The organism is Nocardia sp. NBC_00881, assembly GCF_045207455.1.
Lineage (GTDB): Bacteria > Actinomycetota > Actinomycetes > Mycobacteriales > Mycobacteriaceae > Nocardia.
In genome coordinates this window covers 6,817,920-6,841,656 of sequence record NZ_CP108798.1, presented here as the reverse complement: position 1 = coordinate 6,841,656, position 23,737 = coordinate 6,817,920, and the positions used below count along the sequence as shown (strand labels likewise).

Here is a 23,737-nt window from a genome sequence, read left to right as displayed (position 1 = left end):
GATGGATGAGGGCCGGGTGACCGCGTTACGTCAGTTGTGCCGCTCTCTCATCCCATCGGCCGCGCCAATGCATCCAGCTCGGAAGTGGAAGTGGTTCGGATTCGGCGCCTTGAATGTCTCTTGATTGCCATCCTTCACGCTGGAGAGAATCGTTCCAGTAGGCGTCTCGTTCGGCGCGGAAGTATCTCACGATGACGGGCAGCGCATCCATACCCATCATGTGGGAAACGCCGCGGAAGAGCCACAGCTTCGAGGTCGGGATCAGTCTGGCGTTGGTGTGGCTTTGGTGGGGCGGTGAGAACTGGTCGGCGGCACCGTGCACAATGTCGACCGGGACTCGGTATCCACCGAACCTTATTCCCCAGTTCCCGGTCGTCTGACGGGCGTCGTCGCCCCATGCTCGTGGGTAGTTGCGCAGCGCGCGTTGGTAGCCGCGGGCGAGCGCGTGGCGATGTGTGCCCACCCACATGTGGTCCATCGTGGTGAATTCTTTCTCGTTGTAGCGAATCAGATACTCCCCGTCACGCGCGATACGGAGGGCCTTCTCCATGAGGTCCGCGACCATGACTTCGAGGGGGGTGTCGTAGATGTCTCGGTTCGCCTTGGCCATGCCGTGCAACCAAGAACCCATGTCATCGAGCTTCGGAGCGGTGCCTACGAGTGTGACGACTCGGTCGACGTGGCGGGGATCCAGCGCGCCGACCGCGACAGCCACCGCTCCACCACCAGATCGTCCGAGCACGGAATAGTGGTCGAATGCGAAAAGTTCGGTCGCGATGTAAATGATGTCGCGGGCGCAATCGGCCACGCTGCGGCCCGGCAGCGGATCCGAGTCGCCGTAACCAGGTCTTTCCACAACGATGAGCGCATATCCTCGTTTTTTCAGTTCCCAACTATTCGGCAGCGGGCCGTCGACTCCGACGGGCGTACCGGGCGACAGTAGGACCGGGTAGCCGTACGGGTCGCCCAGAAGGCGGAAGTGGACGGTCCTGCCGTCCGGCATTCGCGCGGCGTAGAGCGTCGAAATATTGCCGAGGTCGGCGGTTTCGACGGGTTCGGGGACCTTGTGCACAGCGTCGTCGGGCAATGCGCCGTGGTGGCGGCCGAGACGACGGGCCAGACTGCGCCGCTCGAGGATCGAATCGCGTTCCTGCCAATCGTGTTTCGGATCGCGAGAAGGCTTTGTGGAGGTACTGGCATCGGTGTCGGCGGAATCCGCCGCTTCGCTGCGCTCTTCCTCGGCCCGCGGCCCACCTGCGCGATCCGGCGTCGGCTCGTCCGGACGGCTGGTGGGCACATCTTGCTGTGCGGCGGGAGCATCCGTACCGGACCGCGGTGGCGGTGCCGGTCGACCGGCATCCGATCCCCTTCGTCTGCCGCCGAACGCACCGGCATTCGGGTCACCCGGAGTTGCGGCAGCCGCCACCGCACCGTCGGTCATCCTCGGGGTCCGGCCGCGCCGGCCGAACAATGGTTCTGCCACCGTAGGATTGACATCCCAGCCACGAACCGGACGCGACGAACGATCCAGCCCCGCCGCGAAACCCGTCTCGCCGCCGACCGACCGACCCGCACCGGGCCCCGGTACCGGGGCGTCGTCGGCAGCAGGTCCAAGCGGCCGGGCCGCGGCAGACCCGACCTGTGGCGCGTCCGGTCCGAGAGGCCGTTTCAGCCGAATAGGGTGTTCATCGGGAATTCCGTCATCGGCTGGATCGCCCTGAACGAGGATCGGTCCACCCCCGTTGGACTGATCGGTCCATTCGAGAATCGTGACGAGAGCTTCGATTTCATCGACTTCTCCGACACGGCCGGCGGCAGGGGCAAGTTCGGCGGCACGGTCGACCATCCGTCGGATTTCGGCCAGCTCGCCTTCGGCCACGTCCGGCGCCAGGTTCGTGCGTACACGCTGATTGCCGATCACCGCGTCCCTGGCCGCACGATATGACCGCTGGTAGGCGAGTTCGGGATCGAACACTGAGTCCATCGCCAGCTGGTGGTCCGGGCCGGCCACCACCGGAACGTCGCCGATCACCGTTCCAGTACTCCTCAGACGCGCCAACTCAGCCAGGATCCGGTCGAAGGCCAGATTCAACACCGTCGCGTCGACCGCATTGCCCTCCCGAAAACGTTGCGCGGTCATCCGGTTCAACTCCACATACCGCGCCTCCAGGCTGCTGATCCGCTGTGCCGCCTCCGGACTCGGTTCGACCGCCTCGACCCGATCACCACCGGGCGAAGTGTCAGGTGCTGCTGGACTGTCGCCGACGTCGCTGTCAACGGTGCTCGCCGATCCGTGTTCATCGGAAACTCCGTCATCGGCCGCATCACCCTGAACGAGGGGCGGTCGACCGCCCCCGTTGGACTGATCTGGCTGTTCGAGAATCGTGACGAGAGCTTCGATTTCATCGACTTCCCCGGCACGGCCGGCGGCAGGGGCAAGTTCGGCGGCACGGTCGACCATCCGTCGGATCTCGGCCAGCTGGCCCTCGGCCACGTCCGGCGCGTACCTGTGTACCTGCCGATAGCCGAGCACTGCATCCTCGGCCTCACGGTATAACCGCTGGTAGGCGAGTTCGGGATCGAACACGGAGTCCATCGCCAGCCGGTGGTCCGGGCCGGCCACCACCGGAACGTCGTCGATCACCGTTCCAGTACTCCTCAAACGCGCCAACTCAGCCTCGATCCGGTCCAAAGCCAGACGCAACGTCCTCACTGCGACCGCATCCCCATCCCGAAGGCGTTGTGCGGCTATCTGGTTCAACTCCGTGTACCGCGCCCGCAGGCTGCTGATCCGCTGGGCCGCCTCCGGACTCGGTTCGACCGCCTCGACCCGATCACCACCGGGCGAAGTGTCAGGTGCTGCCGGACTGTCGCCGACGTCGCTGTCAACGGTGCTCGCCGATCCGTGTTCATCGGATGGCGGTTCGGGCTGCTGCCCACGCCCCCCGACCGCCCATCCCTCCGGATTCGGGCCTACGGCGTGGACCAGGCCGGGGTCGAATCGCTGTCCACGTGGTGGCGGCACTACGAGTCCGCCGATATCCCCTGCTTTTCGTCTGGGAACATCCAAGCCGAACCCGGCGGGATCTTCCGGCACCCATCCCCCGGCACTCGGCTCGTGGGGTAGGTGTGTCAGCGGCTCCGTATCGACACCTGATCCCCGAGATCCACCGTGACCCGCATCGGGCGGTCCTTCCGCAGGCCGGGCCGTCGACCCATCGCCCGCTCGGGGCTGATCCGACGCGCTGTGCTGATCCGGAGACTGCGCTATACCGGCCCCACCCGCAGGCCCGTCCCTAGGTGGTGGTCCGGGATCCAACGGTCGCGCGGAACCGCCACCGTCATCCTCGTCTGGGCGCTCCGTCTCGTCGGCCGATTCTCCCAGTCGCGCTTGATGTTCCGCTTCGGGGTAGGAGCTGACATCGTGCCCGCTATCTGCGGCGTGCGACGAGTTGCCGCGGAGGTACGCTGCGGATTTGCGGTTTTCCTGACGCGGCGGATTCGGATCGGTCGACGCCGCGCGAGATGGGTTGCCCTCCGGAGCCGGTGCGGCCTGATGTCCGGCGGCGAACGATACCGCGGGGTCGAGGAAGTCGTTCAGTTGCCTGCGGAAGTTTCTGGTCGAGGTGCCCCACATGCGCTGAGCCTCGAAGAGGTTGCGGTCGAGACGACTACTGAGTTCGGAGGGCGGTCGCCATCGCGGATCGGTCTGGCGGGCGACTGTCACCGTGATGATGTCCTGCAGGATCTGTTGGACTTCGACGAATTGGGCGTAGCGGTGGGAATTGGGTCCATGGCGGTCGCGCACTGCCGAATCGAAACCAGGGTCGCCGAAGCCAGCCTGCTCCCAGCCCAGTACACCGGACAGTGTGCCGTCCTTGATCAGCATGGTTTCGAGCTCATAACCCTTGTGCAGGAACTGGAATTTCACTTCCCGCATGGCATCGACGTCCAGCAGCAGCGGCATGAAGGGGTGTTCGGGGACGCCGAGCATGGTCAGGCTTTCCGATACACCGGGAACCTGGTCGATGGCTTGCCGGAGTTTCGCCATCTCGCGGTCGACCTCGAAGGTGAACCAGCCGGCAGCGTCACCGTCGGCCGGGAAACCGGAAGGCAGGTACTGCCGCAGCGGCTCGATCGGCACCCGGCGCAGCTGCCGCCGGAATCCGGCGATGCCCCGGAGCATCGCGCCCTGGTGCTCGGAGTATTCCTCTCCTGTGGGTGAGTGTCCGGGCAGCCTGCGCACAATGAGCAACGGGGCCGACTCCTCCGATACCCGACCGTCCGGCAGCTGCACACCGACCATGGTCTTCAGCACCTGTGGGACACCCTGCAGACCGTGTCGGGCGAAGTGTTCCAGTAGGACGTGGTGCGGGAACATCGGAACCTCGGGTGTGGGCTCGCCGACGTACACGAAGTAGTCCTCGCCCGCCGGGAGATACAGTCCGCTGCGGCCCTGTTCGGCGGCGGACTGGAACGCCTGCTGAGTCAGCTCGTGCGCCACCTCGTCGGGCATCTGGACCCCACGCCAGCCGCCGAGGTGCCGATAGCGGTCGGCGGGCAGTGGCTGGCCACCAGCCAGCGCGATGCCGGCCCAGCGGGTCGCTGGTGCACCGGAGGACGGCGCGGGCTCGGACAGGGTGCGCAGCCCGAGATCGATTCCGCGACGGGCGAGCTCGTCATCGATCTCATGCAGCCTGCGCTCGTCGCTGTTGGAGTGTCGGGCAAGTTCGGTCACATCGTCCAGTGCCATTATCTCCAGCGCGACGGCGGCGAAGTGGGCGGCCTCGGGGGAACGCGACGCCGCCATCCGGCGCAGCGGTGCCGATGTGTCGTCACGGGTGGGCTGCCAGTCGGAGGGCAACCGTGGCATGGACAGCGCCGCGGCCAATTCGCTCTTGATGTGATCGCCGACGACCAGCTCATCACGGAGCCAGCGGCTGAACCAGTCGAGGACCTGCGGCATCTTTCCGGCGCCTTCGGCATGCCGCCATTGGTCCTCGGTGACCGATTTCAGCCAGCGCGCCATTTCCATGAATTTGTATTGGATATCCGACCAATGCACGGACTCGTCCGGATCGAAGCCGATCATGGTGAGCAGTTCCGTCCGGAGTCCGCCAAGACGATCGGACAATTGCTGTAGGACCGGTGAATCCGGGCCCAATGAGGTCGGGTCCACTCCGTAGGCGCTTGCGGCGATATCGCGGCGGCCGCGGGAAGCGTACATGAGGATGCCGATTCGCTTGTACATCAACGTATCCACCGAGAAGCCTCGACAGTCGATTCCACTCTTGTCCCAGCCCGGCAGATCGGCCTCGCGGGCGCGGCCCCACAGTTCATGCATGATATCGGTGTGGACATCGGCGAAGCGCTCCATGATGTACCGGTCCGTGCCCAGTTCGCCGGTACGGCCGACCGAGCGGGCGAAAATCTCGGTGACGATCCGGTCGGCCGCCGCTTCGTCACCGGACAGCATCGACCACACCCACCGGTAGACGAGTTCGTCGTCGGCCTCGGACAGCACACCGAAGGTGTCGGAGTCCCGTTGGACCTCCCGGACCAGTTCGCTCATCTCGCGAGCATTCGGCCATTTCTCCAGATCGGCCCGCTGTTGTTCCGGTGTCGCACCGGGCGTTTCGACCTCAGCCACACGGTTCGACTCGTCGATGGCACACGACAAGGTGTAGGTGCCATCCATGTGGTACTCGGCATCACAGTCGGCGGTGATACCGGCCAACTGCCCGGTCTCCAACATCATTTCATCGGCTTCCCGGGTCAGCTCGGGATGGCGCGAAACGCGCTTGTCGGTCATGTCGATCCGCAGTCGCCGGTTGTCCGGGTCGCCGGTGACAGTGAAGTCGATGACGAGAAGATCGCTGTGGGGCAGGGTGGGGTCCATGCCGGGCCGGCTCGCCAGCTGACTCCAGCAGAGCTGGAACGCATCCACCATTTCCCGTACTCGCATAAACGGCCACCCATCATGCACCATGCGCACGATCTGGCGGTTGCGCTGAATCATCAATGGCTCCAGCTGTGGACTGCGTGGCGAATTCACCAATGTGGAAACCAAAGACTCCAGGTTGTACACCATAAAGTACCGTGCCGGCAAACCCAATGACTGCCGGGCCGAGCCGATCGCCTTGATCAGCGCATTCACCATGTTGAAGGGAATATCCGCATTGTGCTCGGTTCTCATCAGCTGGGACATGCGGACCAGATCGTGCACCACCCTGGCCTTCTCCAGGAAGTCGACATACGGCCGCAGCCTCGGACGCCGGTCGTATCCCGGGAACGAGTTACGCTGCCCCAGGATCGCATCCTGGAATGACTTGGGACCGAACTGAGCCAGACCCCAGTCCAAAAGGAACCGCTTGCCGACTCTGTTGCGCAGCAGGTTGGACAGGATCGGGTCGGCTTGCAGGAGCACGAACTCCTCCGGCGGCACGTTCGACAGATCGAGTCCGTCCAACAGTGAATTCGGCAATCCGGCCAGGTCGAAAATCATCTGGTACAGCGGTTTCCGACGGAAATGCTGGTACACCTGCTCCAGATGTTCATAGTGCATCCGCAGGAACCGCGCGGTATCACCCGACGGCGGATAATGCTCGGACAGCCCCAGCCGCCGTCGCAGTTCGTCGGTCAGCGGCACTTTGGCACCGACCTCCTCGAGTTTGGCGACGAGCCAAGTGAAGACGCCCTCTTCACTCCAGTCGGCGGGCGACTCGCCTTCGATCGCCAAGTCGATGGTGCCTTCGTCATCGGCATAGAGCCTGCGCGGCACTCCGTCGACACCTTCCTCGGCCAGGATGGTCAGGATGATGGACTCGTCCGGGAAGACGACCAGATCCATCGGCGGAGCGTCGGGATCGGCCTGTGGTTTGCGGACTCCGACGGCATAGCCGCCGTGCAGGTAGACATCACGGTAGTTCCCCGAATATTTGGTGCCGTGCTCGATCGCCAGCGACCGGATCTCGGCGACATCCTCGGCGGTCATCGGTCTCCCGGCGTCACCGCCGAAATACTGGAACGTACGCGGGGGTGGGACCTTCAGCAGGGTGTCGGCGTGCGGGCTGATCACCCAGTGCTCTTCCCGTTCCATCTCCGGACGCACAAGTTGACACACCAGATCTAACAGGTCATCGGTCTCCGGGGGAACCGGTTGACCAGGCAGCAGCCGTCGCGCCCGGATCAATCCCCGCTGTGCTTCCTCAGCGAGCAGCGGCCACCGAATGTTGGCCAATTGACCCATCCGCACTGCATCGACCAGCCGGACGACCGATCGGATCGCACGAGCCAGCACAATGCGATCGACATAGGGACGCAGTTCCTCGGGAATCCGGGTGCCGCCTTCTGCTTCGGCGAGCAGCGCCGCCTGATAGTCCGGCGGGCCGTACACTGTATTGCCCCACTCGAAAATACCGATCGGACCGTGCTGCCGCTTTGTCTGATGACTGTGCGTCAGATCGCCGTAGAGAAGCTGGAAGTCCTGGGGTTGCAGCAGGTCATAGTTCGGCTGCCATTGCGTGATCTCCTCGGTCAGGCCGAATAGCGCCAACACCGTCTGATAGTGCCGTTGCTGCCAATGCTGTTGGAAGAATTCGATATCGCCGTCCCACAACCCGCGGAGGAATTCCTCGGGTCGCTGTGGGCCTGCAAGAGCACCTTCGGGAAGACGCCTCGACGGCAGCTCGGCGAGCTGTTGCTCCACGGTCGGCAGACCCGCCCGAACCCTGGGATGAAAACCTGGCAGAATCGTGCGGGTTTCACCAGGCTCGAGATCGACATCAACATCGATGTCACCGTCATCGTCGCTGTAAATCCGTTGCGGCGCGGCATCGACGGATGCCGCGATCCGTCCGATGATCTCCGACGAGGAGCAGAGTTCCGGATCCAGCCGATACGCAAGCCCCATACGGAACCGGACAAGGAAACCCAAGTATTCGTAGACGTCCTCATTGTCTTCTTTGCGCAGCTTGCCGTAGATCACCGCACCGCGGCGCAGGACCTGAGCGTCGGCACGCGACACAGTCATACCCGAGGGCGAGCCGAATGTCCGATAGGCATCCGGGGGGAACAGCCAGCGGTGCGCCGACTGTGACGGTTCGATCGTTGAATTCGGGTTGGCGGCGAAATCGGTGCTGTTTCCTGCTTGTAAGGAGAGGCCGGCCATGACGTCCAGGAACCCACGCGGCCCGACCGGCAACGGCGGTTTGCCCCACACCTTCCGGGCGCGGTTGACAGCGGACCACAGCTCGGCAGCCAGCCGTCGAGCCTCATGCTGGGTCAGCGTGTGGGTTGCTATGGCACTGACCATGTCGGCGACCGCGTGCATGGCCCGCGCCACCGCGATCCGCTGCAGATACGGCCGCAGCTCCGGCGCGGGTTCGCCGCTGCCGTACCTGCTGAACACAATGGCATCGGCGTAGTCGGCGGGACCATAGAAGGTGGGCCGCAGTCCAGGAACCCGGAGTTCGTCGCTGCGGCGCACAATATCCTCAGGCGCCAGCTCGGTATCCAACGGCTGGAACGGCTGTGAGCGCAGCACCGCGGGATCGAACGACACATCCTGGGTCAACAGCGCCGGGAAGTCGAACATGGTGAAGGCTTGGTCTTGCAGCGGATCGGTCCGCAGTTCTTGGTAAATCCGCTCATCGCGGTCGAGCAGTCCGCGCAACAGTCCGAGAACATCACCGGAGGCAGGCCAGTCCTCGGGCAACTCCGGTAGGAGCTCAGGCGGCAGCTGTTCCAGTCGCCGAGTCGTCTCGTTCCACGCCGCCTGAATTACGCCATCGTGCTTGTCGGTCAGCCGTTCGCCCTCGACACGGCGGCGGATCTCGAACCCGTCACCGACAAACAATATCGGCGACGGTTCGGCCAGGAACTCCGCGGCCGCCTCGAGGGTGTCGTACAGCGGCAACACCACCGGGTCGAGACTACGGATCCTCTCGAGAGTGACCCAGATCTCGAAATCCCGGTACTCGATGATGTGGGCGTTGTGGCGTTGATTACACGGTCGGTGAATACCCTTCGTCGGGGCCGCATTGAACAAGGCGACGGCCTCCTGCCGCGACATCCGGCGGCCAGAACTTGCACCGAGGCAACGGTATTCCTCGGCGGGCAGCAGTTCGGCCAGCACCGGTTCGGTCAATGCCGCGGCAACCGGTGACACAACCCAGATCGGCTCGTCGTCTTCCTCGTCGGCGTCGGCCGACTCCTGCGCCGGTTCGGGCTCGTCGGCTGCGGCGTACGGCGCATCGGTCGATGGAGCATCCTCGGACCAGACAAACACCGGCAGCTCCGGCTCGCTTTCAGAATCCGCGTCCACCGACTCCGGATCCTCGTCCGCCTCGACGTGCGAGGCGTCAGCCGACGCCGGCGTCTCGGGTGTGCTGAGCTGTGGCCGCTCCCCCTCGGACCGCGTGCCCGCCGACGCCGGATCCTCCTGCGTCTCGGCATGCGCGTCGTCCACCGAAACCGGTGGCTCAGGGGCGACGAGCAGTGTGGGCTCCTGCTCGCCCTCGGGGCCGGTGCCTACCGAGACCGGTTCTTCGGCAGGCGCCGCGGCCTCGGGTGTGTCGAGCGCTGGCTGCTCCCGCTCGTCATTCACCGCAGCGTCAGGCGGGGGCTCGACCACCGACACGGGCTGCTTCGCCGGGACCCCCTCGTCCTCGGGTGACAGTACCTGCGGCCGCTCGGTGGCGATCGCGCTGCGAAAGACCGAAGCAGGCTGTGGTGCGGCGTTTTCCGTACCAGGTCGGGTCGACACCATGGTGGTGACGCCGCCGGTGCCACCGAGGTGCCCCTCGGCGCGCAACCAGTCGTAGGCGCCGGTCACCACATCCACCGGCAGCTCGAGCACCGCGGCGAGATCGTCCGGTCGCGGCAGGAGCTCCCCCAAGGCCGGATCGCCCGCGTTGATAGCCGCCCGCAGTTCGGCCGCCAGTTCCACCACACCCTGCGGCACTCGACCGAACCGTTCGCGCAGCCGCTCCGGGTCGTACCGGGCGTAGCTGCCCGCCACCGTGGTATCCGCGCCATAACGCAGGATCAGGTGTCCTTGGTCGCGTGCCTGGCGATAGGCCCGGGCGACGGTCGCCGGGGAAATGCCGAGCGCGCGGGCCAATTCTTTGCTGCCGGGCAGCTGCCACTTCGCTTTCACGTCACCGTTCAGAACGGCGGCCCGCAGTATCCAGGCCAGGATGTCGACGTCCTCATGTTCGGGCTCCGGATACCGCCTCGCCCAAGCGGTCACGATGACTGCCAGGTTCGCCGCGGTGATGATGCCCTCGACCCGACCGTCGTCCGCGGCGGCGGTCGCCGGGTGCGCCTGATGCTCCGCGATGACGGTTCCACCCCGACCCGGCCGAACCACCACCAGCTTCAGCCGCTTGTCCAACTGTCCGTAGGCTTTGACCACAGTTCCCTCGGCTACTCCGAGATGAGTGGCAACTGTCTTCGCGGCAGGCAGTCTCCGCCCTGGGGCCAACCGACCGGCCAGGATCTCCTGTGCGATCGCGTCCGCCACCGTCGCGGATATCGGGAACCGTTCGCGCAGTTTATCCGGCACCAAATGCCGGTCGAACAGCTCGGCCAGCTCCGGCATCTCGATCGGAGCGGGCGGAACCGCGAGCACCACCGTTCCGATGCGCGGCCCCATGCGCACCAATTGCTGGGCCGCCAACTGGTTGTAGGCCCGACGCAGCGTGCCTTCGGATACGCCGATCCGGCGGGCGGAGTTTTCATCCTTCGGCAGCTGCGCGCCCGCAGGAATCCGATGCCGGGTGATCAACTTACCGAACACATCCGACAGCACGGCCACCTGCCGTTCGCCTCCCCTGATCCGGGCTTGCACGTCGAATTCCCCGAGCAGCTCCGTCAATGTCGCCGGATCGACCGGCCCGGCCAAGCGGGTGCGAAGGTTTTCGCGTGGGCCGTGGGTTGATTGCTCGTCCCCATCGGAGATTTCCTCGGGATCGACCACCAGCACATCGCTCGCCGCGGCCTCGGCATGCGCGATCGCCGCCACCATGTTCGCACCGTCACGCAGGATCAGGTGTCCGTGGTCACGTACCTGGCGATAGGCCTGGGCCACGGTCGCCGGGGCGATACCGAGCGCCTGGCCCAATTCCGCGCTGCCCGGCAGCTGCCACGTCGCTTTCAGATCACCGGCCAGGATGGCGGCACGCAAGGTCCAGGCCAGGGTATCGACGCCCTCGTCCTCGGGCGCCGGATGCCGCTGCGCCCAAGCGGTCACGATGGCTGCCAGATCCGCCGCGGAGACAATGCCCTCTTCCGCCGCGGCGGTCGACGGGCGCTCCTGCAGCGCCGCGATGACGATTCCGCCAGGCCCCGGCCGAACCACCAGCAGCTTCATCCGCTTGTTCAACTGCCCGTAGGCCGCGAGCACGGCTCCCTTGGATACTCCGAGACGAGTGGCGACCGTCTTGGCGGACGGCAGTTTCCGCCCCGGCGCCAGCCGACCGGACAGGATCTCCTGTGCGATCACGTCTGTCACTGTCGCGGTGCTCGGCGGCCGGTCGGCCGGGTCCCGCGAGACCGAATGCTCGGCGAAAATTTCGACCAGCTCCGCCATCTCGATCGGAGCAGGCGGCACCGCGAGCACCACCGTTCCGATGCCCGGCGTCCGCGCCACCAGTTTCTTGGCCGCCAACTGGTGGTAGGCCGAGCGCATCCTGTTTGCGGATAGACCGAAACGGCGGGCGAAGTCATAGTCATTGTCCGTCGGCAGTTTCCGACCTGCGGGAATCCGATGGCGGGTGATCAGTTTCTCGAATGCCTCCACCAGCACGGGCACCGCACGTTCGCCTGCCGCGATCCGTCGCCGTACATCGTGTTCGTTCAGCAGGTCAGTCAATGTCGCCGGTTCGATCGGCTCCGGCTGGCGGGTGCCGAGATTTGTGCGTGGGCCGCGGGTTTCCTGCTCGTCCTCATCGAAGATTTCCTCGGAGTCGACCAGCCGAGCCTCGTCCGGACCGGCACCTGGTTGCGGCGCAGCCGATGCCGACCCGTCCTGGAAACCACGCCCACCGAAAGCACCACTCTGTCCACCATCCCGGCTGGCGTGCGTGATCGCCGCGTCGACCATCATCGTCCGAGCCCGGGCCCGGCGGCCGAAGCCGCGGAACGGGTCGGCCACCGCATTGGCGAAGTCGTCATAGCGGAACGTCGGGTCCGGGCCGTACACCTGCTCGTGGTACCGGCTGGTCACAGTGCGGCTGACCGGCGCCGCAGGTTGCTTCGGCTGCGCCGCCTGGCCGTCCAGCGCATCAGGACCCTGGGCGGCGATCCCTCGCACCACCGCCGGATCGAGGTCCGGATCGACGCGGGGAGCGGTCAGCCCGTTCCAGCCCACATGGTCTCCCTTCGGCCCACGGTTGGCCTGGACGATGGGGTTGAACCGGACTTCGGGTTCCCCGCCCTCTCCGCGGACAGCCACATGCACTTCCACCGCACCGGGACCGGGGTCCTCGCGCGGCACCACGACTGCGGTGAGGATGGTGCCGTCGTGGACGGTGAACCGGCCCTGGAACACCGACCGGTCGTCGGTCGACAGCTGGGCGGTGAAGGAACCGTCATCCGGGTTGATGGTGATACGCACCATGGTGAAGTCGCCCGATGTCTCTCCGGTGAGGGTATGCCACACCTTGTAGACGCTTTCCTTGGCGGAGAACAACACCTTGTCCCAGTGCACGCCGCCCTCGGTGCCGATCCGGTCGAGCCAGGCTTTTTCTTCCGGGACAACGATTTTCGCCCGAGCAGCGGCCAGCAACGGTCCGTTGTTCTCGATAGCGATTCCGATCGCCTGGATGTCGCGGGCCTTGCCTACCACCGCGACGTAGTGGCTGTCTTTATGAGTGATGCTGCCGCGCAGGTGATCCGGCCATAGCGCTGGACGCCTGGAGCCCTGAGACAACAGCGGTGTCACCGGCACACCCAGGCTCCGCATCGCGCGATGCGCGCAAGTGCGGCCGTGCACGATCTCGCGTCCGCGCCGCGAGTCCGCACCATTGGGCAGCGACTCGAGCATCGACTCTTCCTCGGGCAGCAACGCCGCAGTCCGGTCGTCGCCGATGATCACGGCGCCTGCCACCGTGTCGGGCAGTCCGAGTCGGTCCAGCAGGGTGCGATCGATCGACGGATTGACCAGCGCGGACACCGACCATTCGAATTGGGCGGCCGCCACGCTGTGCAGCTGTTCGTTCGAGGTGTCGGCCGATCCGCCCAGTCGCGCGCCGATCTCACGCAGGAACGCTACGTCCGCACCGTGCCGTTCGAGCAGCACCAACGCCTGCGGCCGCGGCGTACCGAGCAGCACTCTGCGCAGCATCGCCCTGCGCACCCCAATCAACCGCGATCTGGTCGGGTGTTCCTCGCCGCAGGTAACCCGAGCCACCCGGTCACAGAACGCAATAATGCCCACGTATTCGATCAAGCCGTCGATCGCCCGCTGCTCCACTGTGCCGATGGCGTCGAGGTCCGTCCCCATCCGTTCGGCCGCCTCGGGTCGGGACAGGCCCTGGAGGTAAACCAGCTCACAGAACCGCTGATGCTGCTCCGGCAGATCGGCGATGCCAGACATCAACATCCCCAGGTCGTCCCCCATCACCGCGGCGACCTGATCGGGCAACCGCTGACCCACGCCAGTCCAGAATTCGGGGCGCTTGGCCATATTCACGCGGGGACCGCTCAGCGGCTCCTCCGGTGCGCTATCGGCCTGGACGTTGTTCTCATGCACGGCCATGAGGTTTCGGGCGATGACGACAAGCCACTCTTCGATACCCCTTTCACCGATGTCGGCGAGTTCGCCCATCTCGGCGAAGCGATCGACCGCACGTTCGAACGCCTCGTCGCGTTCGGTATCGAATTTCCATTTCGGATCATGTCGCAGGAAATCCCAGATCGTCGCCAGATCGGACATCGCCTGTTCGGTATCCACCCCCCGATCGCTCAGTCCTTGCAACCAGACTGCATAAGCATCATCGGGAACACTCTGCGAAGCGGTGGGCAGTGGTGTCTCACCTCGCCCGACGCCTGTTACGGCACCGCGAGGGGTAGGTGTACCGGAACTGCGTGCATCAGTCGGTGTATTCGAACCAGCGTTCTCGCCGGTCTCCGGGACGTCCACCATCTCTTCGGCCGGCGGTGTCTCGATCCACCCGGACGGCAAGGGTCCGGTGGTTCCCGGACCGAAGGTTCTCCTGAAAGCAGAAGGGTTGATCGGCCCGCTCCACTCCTTACCAGTAATCTTGCCGTTGAGGCGGATCTCGGTCAGCCGGTCGAGGGCGCCCTTGACGGCAGGGTCGCTCAGCCCGACGTCATGTAGAGCGATGCGCAATTGCTCCATTTTGACGGAGCGGACATGGGACATCACCGCTTCGCTGAGTTCCTTGCCGAGAAATTCTGTGACGAAATCCGAACGGATGCCGTAATGTCTATCGGCTTTTTCGGGAAACGAAAGGGCATTGTCTATGGCAACGATCCCCCCGTCGCGATCGGTGAGGAAGTTGCCTAGATGGCGGTCGCTATTGGCGATGACATAGTCGATCACAGCCATTTGCTCGCGGTGAACCTTCGGATATCGGGCAAGTTCACGCACTACCTGCGCCATCTTTTCCGAAAGCGGTGTATCGGGCGGCAGCCGATTCCACATCCGCAGGGGGTAGCTGGAGGACGAAAAGGTCTCCCACAGTTGATTCGACCCCGGCCCGTAGGTGCCATCGGCCAGGGCAGTCGGCGGTATACGACCGAAGCCCAACGCCACGTCGACCCGATATGCACCGACTTCTCGACGCCCGAGATGACCTGCTCCGAAAGGGATACCGTAACGCCCCCTGGGCGGAGGAAGCATGTGTTCCAGGTAGCCAGGCTTGTACACACTGTGGGCTCCCCCCGCCGCACGGCCACGGAAGACTGATGCCTTGAGCGCCTCGGGCTTGTCAGAACTCAATGTCCGCATCACCCGTTCGTACGGGCTCGGCCGATATTCGCTGGCGTGCGGGGCGTCCACCATCTCTTCGGCTGGCGCGTGGTCGGTGCCAGGGGTGTCCGGGTGTTCCCCTCCGACCTGCTGCGACGCCGCGTCGGACCGTTGCTTCCCGCTCCCCAGACCACCGCCCTCTACGCCACCCGCACCCGCGGCATGCGTTGTCGCGCCGTCGACCGCCTGCAGCGCGCGACCGAACCTGCCGAACGGATTCGCCACAACCGGATCGGCGTCGAGCCCCCGCGCCCAGTTCGGGCCGAACATTTCGGACGCCGCATCGCCCGGCGTAGCAGGCGACGGCGCCGGGGGTTGACTCGACAGCCCTCCGGTATGTCCGCTGTTGCGCGGTGGAGCGCTCGGCAGTGGTGGTACGCCGAAGTTCTCATCGGCTGGGGGACGCAATTCGGCAGGCAAGCGGTCATCTGGCATGTCGGACGTCCGCGGCTGCTCATCCGGTTCGCCGTCGACCACTGTCGGCTGCCCGGCCTCACCCGCGCCGCCCGCATGGCGTGCGAACAGGTCCAGATGCCGCATGACCTGGTCGCACCAGGCGCCACGCCCGAGCTGCACCAACTCCGGTCGCAGCCCGAACACTGTCTGGGCACACGAATACACATCCGACCACTCCAGTGCACGAGCCAACTCCGCTACACGCGTTTCCACAGCGCGCTCGGAAACATCCAGGCCGGTCGCGATAGTGGCGAGCGACATGGGCGGATCCGCAAGGAACCAGCGCCGGACGAACTCCTGCTGGTCTAGCGGCAGTTCGGCGAACAGACCCTCGACCACCATGCGCGCACGGACCTGTGCGGGCCTGCTGTCGGCCGGCCGGCCCTGCGAATCCGCCCACTGCACCAGCGATTGCCGCGCATGCCCTTTCGGGCGAACGTACCCCGCAGAGCCCGGTGCCCGAGCAACCGAAACCACACGGTTGTCCACCTCCTGCGTCAGCGGGGTCTCGCCACCCTCGGACGTCGTAACGGGCCCGCCCACGAAACCCAGTGATGCCGGGTCTGGCCCCGACCCCCCGCCACCCGAATCCAGCTGGCGCCGCGGCGCATCCACGCCGCTCGAGGGGTTATCGCGCGAAACAACCGGCGACGAGGTGAAAGCGGAGTGATCCCCTGAGTTGAACCGAACCCCGACGCGGACATTCTCGAGATTCCGGGCATGCTTCGGAAGTGCCGAAACGAGCCGGTCCTCGGGACCTTCGGCAACCCGCATCCCCAGCACCGCGACTACCTTCGCAGGCAGCGACCAATCCTCGAACGGGATGTTCTTGCCGAACTCGTGTACCACCACCTCGCCATCGACCAACTTCACATTCACCGCATGGCCCCACTGCGGTCGCCGCCCGTCCGCACCCTCGTACACCACCACCGCAATCATCGGCTTCCCGGTGGCCGCCACCCAATCACGCACCTGTTCCAACTCAGTGATCGCCGGATCCCAACCCGCCCCGACCACTTCCGGAACATCCTTCAACAACACACCGGCCGGATCCGCCTCAGCCAACCCCGCGGGCGGCTCCTGCCCCCGCGCCCTCCACATATCCCGCCGCGCCTTCGGCACGCAGTCCAGCTCGGCGTCTGGTACGTGCCCGGCGAGGCCGGCGCCCGGACGCTGGTATCGCCCGGACGCGTCCCCCTGCGCGTTCAGCCCCCCTGCGTCCGAACTCTGCTGTGGCACGGTGACCCGTGGGTACACGCGGTCTGCCGCGAAACCTGCCGCACCTCGTATCAACTGCCCCAGCCAACCGGCGACACCACCGAAGACAGGCTGCGCGATATCCAGCAGCTTCCTCCCGGATTCTCCGGGAAGAAGGCCGGCGATTGCCTCGGTAATGTCTTTTCCGGTACCCAGCCCCAGCTCCGCGGCCTCCCGGAGGACGGTGCTGAACAAGTACCTGTCGACGACCTCCATCATGTATTCTTCGGCCGCTCGATGGCCCATTTTCGACCAGATGAAGGCACAGAGATACCGCGCCCGCAGATATTCAGGGCTCTGGGGTTTGAGCCCTCGGCAGCCCGGAAAGTGCAGCGCCGACCACAGGTCGTTCTTCGGGTGCCTGGTCCACAACGCGTACTCGTCGTCGGAGAGCAAAGGGGCTGCCACTCCCACTGGGCCGGGCCACAGCCCACGCATCTTGGTGTGGTCGTCCTCCAGCATCGGCCTGCCCGAGAAATACTGCATCCTGCCGCGCCAAATCGACAACAGCTGCGGCAGCTCGTCCCAGGATGCTTCGCGGAGGAAGCTCGTCCACCGGGTGAGCAAGGCTTTGAGGTGCGGGCCGCTGGCTTTCTGCGGCGTACCCTCCGGAACGGTCCGGAATTTCCAGACGGTGATCGTCTTTCCGTCGGTGGTTATCTTCTCCTGTTTGAAGAACAGTGAGTTCAAGTCGACCTTGCCCTGGTGCACCAGCTGATCGATCGACAAGCCGGCCGTGACGATCAAGCCGAGCGTCATGTAGAGGGGGAAGCGCTTGTGAATCCGGCCGAGCTCGAGGAAATCTTTGTCCGTGAGCTCCACGTCGCGCAGTTTCTCGAAGTCGAGCGAGCGCAACGCATCGAACCATTCCCCCCGATTGCTGACCCAGTCGGCACCGAACGGCTCCCCGGGCTCGGGCATCGGCAAGTTCCGCATGTACCAGTAGGCCTCGGGGTTGAGTGCGATCAACTCCTCGATGGCAGCCGCCACCGGCGCCCAGTAGTCGGGCTCGCTCAGCGCAAGGCGGTCGGCCTGCGGGTTCGAGAGCATGTTGTCCTCGGGCGGTGCGTCCCGCGTCGGCGCCGGTCCGGGGGGTGACTGTTGGTCGGCGGCTGCCTCCTCGTGGACGGTCCATTGTTTGGCTCCGGGGTCGCATCCCGAGCCACCGCCGTCTCTGTCGACTTGCGCACGCCTTTCTATCCGCCTTTGTCCCCGTGCGGGCTCGGGGCCGCGGTCCCAGGGTTCGCCGTCACCGTCCCAGCGCCGTTCGGGGTTGGGGACGCCCATGGTTCCGATCGGGGTTGCCGGCCGTGCAGCCTGTCGAGGTGCGGGATCGTTCGGGCGCTGGTAATACTCCCGCACCCCATTCGGCAGCGCGAATCCCTCCTCATCCGCCGCCGCTATCACCTTCATCGCAGTAGCCCTGCTCACCTTCGGGTTGCGGTTGAGCACGCTCGCCACCGTCGAATCGGCGACTCCGGCCGCTCGCGCTACCCCAGCCCACGGCGGGGGCTGCCGCTTCCGATCCATGAGTTCTTGGTAGAACTCCTGCACGCCCGGCGACTCGATCCCCAGCTTCTCGGCAGCCCTCACAACCCGCATTGCCTTGTCGAACCACACACGCGGATCACGCTGTAAGACGTGGCTCGCTGTTTGCTTGGACACGCCGGCTTCCCGCGCCAACTCGGCTATCGTCCACGGCGAATCGGGAAGACTCGCGTAGAACTGCTTCGCCCCTGGCAGCTCGATCCCTGTTTCCTCGGCGACCGCAACGACCAACAGCGCCGTCTCCTTGCGTACCAGCGGGGAGAGGCCGGCTACGCGATCGACGGTCGTCACGCTCACTCCGGCGTCATGCGCCAGCCGTTGATGCTCTTCGGACGTCTCCGTCGAAGGAGGTTGCGGCGGTGGGGCGGGCGCTGGCGTCGCCTTCTCACCTAGGGCATTCCGCATCCGCCGCGTCAACTCCGCGAGCACGTTATCGTCGAGCTCTACCAACGTGTCGGCATTGTAGGCAAACCGCAGTCCACGAGCGGTCGTCCAGTGTGACAGTGCCTGGGCCGCCTCCGACCGGGACCGGCCCCGGGCGAACCGTTCCAGCAGCCACCGACGACGCAGCGGCGCCATTTCCCTCAGGCATCGCAGCAGCACATCCTGATCCGCACCTGCCAACACCCGAAACGGCCGGGACCGCGCGGACAGGCCCATAGCGCGCAGTCCGACCAACAGCCGTGCCCGGAACCCCTCGACATTCAGCTTCCCCTCCGGCACCCCTTTGTCCAGACGTTGTGCCATCGCCGTCACCACGTCGTGCACGATCGACCTGGCCGATGCCCGATCCACCGGTGTTCGATCCGACGGCAGCATTTTCGACACCTCATCCGCCGTCGCCCGCAGGAACTGGTCCCGCACCTCGGCGAACATCACCGTCCGCGGCCGCACAGGTGCGAGAGAGTAGCCGTAGAATTCGGCGACCATCGGCGGCACGGTGATCCCCATCCGCTCGGCCTCGGCCAGCACCCGCAACGCTGTCTGCCCGCTGACCCTCGCCGTATCGCAGGAGAAGACCAGCTGCACCGTGGTCGTATTCACTCCGACCTTCTCGGCCAGAGCCACAAGGGTGCCCGCGGAACGAACCGGCAGCACGACCCCGAGTTGATCCGCAACGGCGGATATCCGGTTCCACGTCTCGCGATGCATCCACCCCCGCTGCAGCAGGGCCGCCATCTTCGCCGGTACCACAGAAGCCCGCTTCATCCCGGCCGCCCGTGCAATGTCGGACAGTCGCGCAGGCAGCGCAAGGCCGAGCCCCTCGCCGGCGGGACCGAGGCCATACAGGACTCGACCTCCCATCTTCTCGGCTGCGGCCACTATCAGCTGTCGGGTGACGGCCGGGATATTCGTGGCATCGACACCGTCGAACACCCGCCATACCGATTCTTTGCCCATCACGGTCGCCCGGGCCACGTCGACGAGCCGCAGCCCCGGCACGGAGCGGCGCAGCCGGAAACCCAGTCGACGAGCGGCGACCAGCACACGCCACCCGATATCTGGATCGACCGACGGCTCGATCGGAAAACCGTCCACAACCTGGTAGACGGTCTGTTGATCCACCCCCGCCAGATTCGCGACATCCACTGTGGTCGCTCGCCGTACCGAACCCAACGCCGTGTGCACCGGGCGATGAGCATCATCCAGCAACTCCGCCACCACGGCCTCGGCCAGAGCGCCGACCACATTGCACTGCGGGCGCAGCGCCTCGTCGGCAGTGAGAAGGTCGGCGGCCGCATCACCGCCTGCCGACCAGGCCACCAGCCGATGTCTCTCGTCCGTGGTGAGCCGATCGGCGATGCGTCGCACCGCCTGGGCCAGCCCCGCGGAATCGTGCTGCTTCGCGGCGTCGACGATCGCCACCGCCTCGGCGACCGACCGCATATCGACCCCGACCACGTACTCCGCCAACCGCAACGTCGCCGCCTGCTCGTGCATTTCGACAGTCACCTCGTCGCAACCCAACTCGACAGCAGTTTCGGCGACAGTGTGCCCCTCGACAATTCGCTGCAAGGCCACGGCAATGTCCTCGGTGGAGATCAACCGCTGAGCACGTAGCCGCCGCAGCCCTCCCCGCAGCAACCCCGGATCGTCCCGCTGAGTCGCGTGCACCAGCGCTGTCGCCTTGTCGATTACCTCCGCCGTCACCACCGCGGGCTCGTGCGCCATCCGCAGCACCGCCGGGGGGCTGTCCGCGGGCAGGACATCGTTCGGGGCCAGCAGGTGCGCGCCGTCAATCCCGGTGTGCGCCGCCGGCAGATTCTCCGGCGAGGACTCGGGCGTCGATATCCCGACACGAAAATCGCTGCCGCGCAACCGGACATCCGCACTGGGAGCGACCTCATGCGGGTCCGCGGCGTTGCCCTGGTCGTCGAGGAACAGCGCCGAGACCCGTTGCCCGGCCGACTCCGGCTGCGGCACGAACTCGCGCTGGAAATCACCCATACCGGGGTCGCGCCGTTCGATCCGGACTATCCCGTCCTCGACCCGGCGCACCAGCCAGTACACGTGGCCGAGGTCGCCGTGCGCACCGGTTCCCCGCACGGTCGGGTCGAATACCACCACCGCAACCCCATTGCCACGGCCGGACTCGGGCTCGGCGTCGTCGAGTTCCGCCCCCCACGCCTCCAGCCGGGCCACCGCCTCAGCAACATCGGTCAAGTCTTGCGACCGCTGCCCGCCCAACGCCCGCTCGACCTCGCTGACCAACACACCGGCCAACCCCGCCTGCGGCAGATCCCCCACCGGGCGTTGGTACTCGGCGGCAATATCCGCCACCACCATCGGACCACACTGATTCAACGAATGCAGCCATGCCCGAGTCGCGGCAGAATCACCCTCGGCCGGGGATGTCCACAACGTCTCCGATGAATTGGGCAAACCGGCGTAACGTCCACGCGGATACCACCAACCGAGGTCCGCGATGGCGCGGAGTACCTTGCGGCGGGTTTCCGGGCCGCCACCTGCTCCGTTGAGGGTATTTCTGATGGTTTGCGGGGACACCTCGGCGGCCGCTGCTAACTCGTCCTGCATGGGTTGCACGACGAACCTGCCTGGGATGAACCGATTCGCAACGAAATGCCCTGGGGTGAATCGTGTCGCCGCGAAGACCGGATCGATGAGCTTTCGAAGATGATCAGCAACCGGATACCCCAACCACAACGCCGCCGCCAGAACCCGCTGCGCAGGCTCGGTCAACGCCGACGTACGCCCGGACAGCACCTTTCCGACCGTTAGGCGCTTCACCCCGGCCAACATGGCCACATCGTTCACCGTCGGGCGCCGGGTCAACGCCTGCTGATCCAAGCCGAGGAAACGCTGCGCCAATTCGACTGTCCGGACCTCCTCCGGTGAACCCGTCCAGCCGCCGATACGCACCACCGCGTCCGCGACCAGCTGCCTGTCCACCTGCTTCGGCGCGACCCCCAACGCTTGCGCCAACCCCATCCGCAATGCCCGGACCTGCTCGACACCGACCTTCGGATGCCAGTAACGGAGTTGCTCAGCCGCCTCCAACACCCGACGCCGCGTCTCCTCGGAGATATCCCCGGTTCCCTTGAACACAGCGCCGACCGCCTGTTCGGTGACGCCCGCCCGGCGCGCGATCTGGGCATGAGTGGGCTGGACATCGAAAACGCCGGGAGTGAACTCACCGTCGACGAACCGGCCCGCAGTGAACCGCGTCGCCGCGAAATCCGGATCAACCGACTTCCGGAGACGATCCGCGACCGGATGCCCCAACCACAACGCCGCCGCCAGAACCCGCTGCGCAGGCTCGGTCGACGCCAACGTAAGCCCGGCCAACACCTGGCCAACGGTCGTACGACTTACCCCGGCCAGCTTGGCCACGTCCCCGGTTTCCGCACGCCGCGCCAACGTCCGCTGGTCCAGACCCAGGAACCACTCAGCCAGTTCGGCAATCCGGACGTCCTCCGGCGAAGCCGCCCAACCACCACCGACCTGCTCCGCCGCCGCCTCGACGAGCACCCGATCCACCTGTTGCGGCGCCACCCCCAATAATTGCGCCAACTCGACCCGCAACACCTGAATCTGCTCGACACCGACCTTCGGATGCCAGTAACGGAGTTGCTCAGCCACCTCCAACACCCGACGCCGCTTCTCCTCGGCGACACCGGGAATCCCTGCGAGCGCGTCACCGACCACCTGCGGAGACACACCCGCCCGGCTTGCGATCTGGGTCAGCGTGGGCTGGACGATGAAGGTGCCGGGAACAAACTCACCGTCGACGAACCGCCCTACAGTGAACCGCGTCGCCGCGAACTCCGGATCAACCCACTTCCGGACACGATCCCGAACCGGATACCCCAACCACAGCGCCGCCGCCAGAACCCGCTGCGCAGGCTCAGTCAACACAGCTCCCTGACCTGACAGCAGATCCTGAACAGTATTGACGCTTACCCCAGCCAACTTGGCGACCTGATTCAGCGCAGGCTGCCTGGACAATGCCCACTCGTCGAAGCCGAGGAACCGCTGCGCCAGTTCGGCCATCCGGGCGTCCTCCGGCGAAGCCGCCCGGCCACCGATCCGCAGCAGCGCCGCACCGACCTTCCGCCTGCTCACGTGCTCCGGCGCCACCCCCAGCAACCGCGCCAACTCGACCCGCAACACCTGAATCTGCTCGACATCGATCTTCGGATGCCAGTAACCGCGTTGCTCAGCGACCTCCAACACCCGACGCCGCGTCTCCTCGGAGATGTCCCCGGCCTCTTCGAACACAAGGGTGACCGTTGACAGGGACACGCCAGCCCGGCGCGCGATCGCATCGTGGGTGGGTTGAACCCTGAATGTCCCAGGGACATACTCGCCGTCGACGAGCCGGCCCGCGGTGAACCTCGTCGCAGCGAACTTCGGATCGACAAGCGGGCGAAGAGAATCCGCAACCGGATACCCCAACCACAACGCCGCCGCCAGAACCCGCTGCGCGGGCTCCGTCATCATCCGGCCCTCCCCGGACAGCACGCGACGAACGACCTTTTCACTTTCGCCCGACAGCTCGACCACGTCGGCAACCGTGGGAAGTTGGGCAAGTTCGTCCTCGTCCAAATCGAGGAACCATTCGGTGAGCTCGATGAGCCGGGCCAACTCGGGCAGCGATCCCGCTTTCTCGTCCAGCTCCCGGAGCGCAGTCAACGCCGCACCGGGCCGCCAAATCACCCCCGGCCGATGCAGCTTATCGGCAGCGAGCAACCGCTTCAGTTCCATCATGTCCGGCTCCGCCGTGGAGAGACCGCCACGCTTGTTCGGAAGCACCTGACGTCCCAGCCACAGCGCGATCTGCGATGCTGCCCCCGCCTGCAGTGCCTGCACCCAACCCGGCTCCTTAAGCCTCCGCAACTGCGTCTGCACAAGGGCGACCGCCCATCGCAGCCGTTTCTGGTGCAGCTGGCCGGGTTCCACCCCGAGCAGACCCGCCAGCTCCACCCGCAACGCATGGAACTGCTCGAAGGTGTCGTA

General features: G+C 65.7%; 1 protein-coding gene (running past one end of the window). It reads right to left on the bottom strand.

All coding sequences use genetic code 11. The annotated features are described in order from the left end of the window. Window positions 1-25: 25 nt before the first annotated feature. Window positions 26-23,737, bottom strand: the 3' end of a protein-coding gene (locus OH799_RS28730; protein ID WP_406270362.1) for a GNAT family N-acetyltransferase. 154,116 nt of this gene lie beyond the right edge of the window; only the last 23,712 of its 177,828 coding nucleotides appear in the window; the start codon falls outside the window, past its right edge; it ends in the stop codon at window positions 26-28.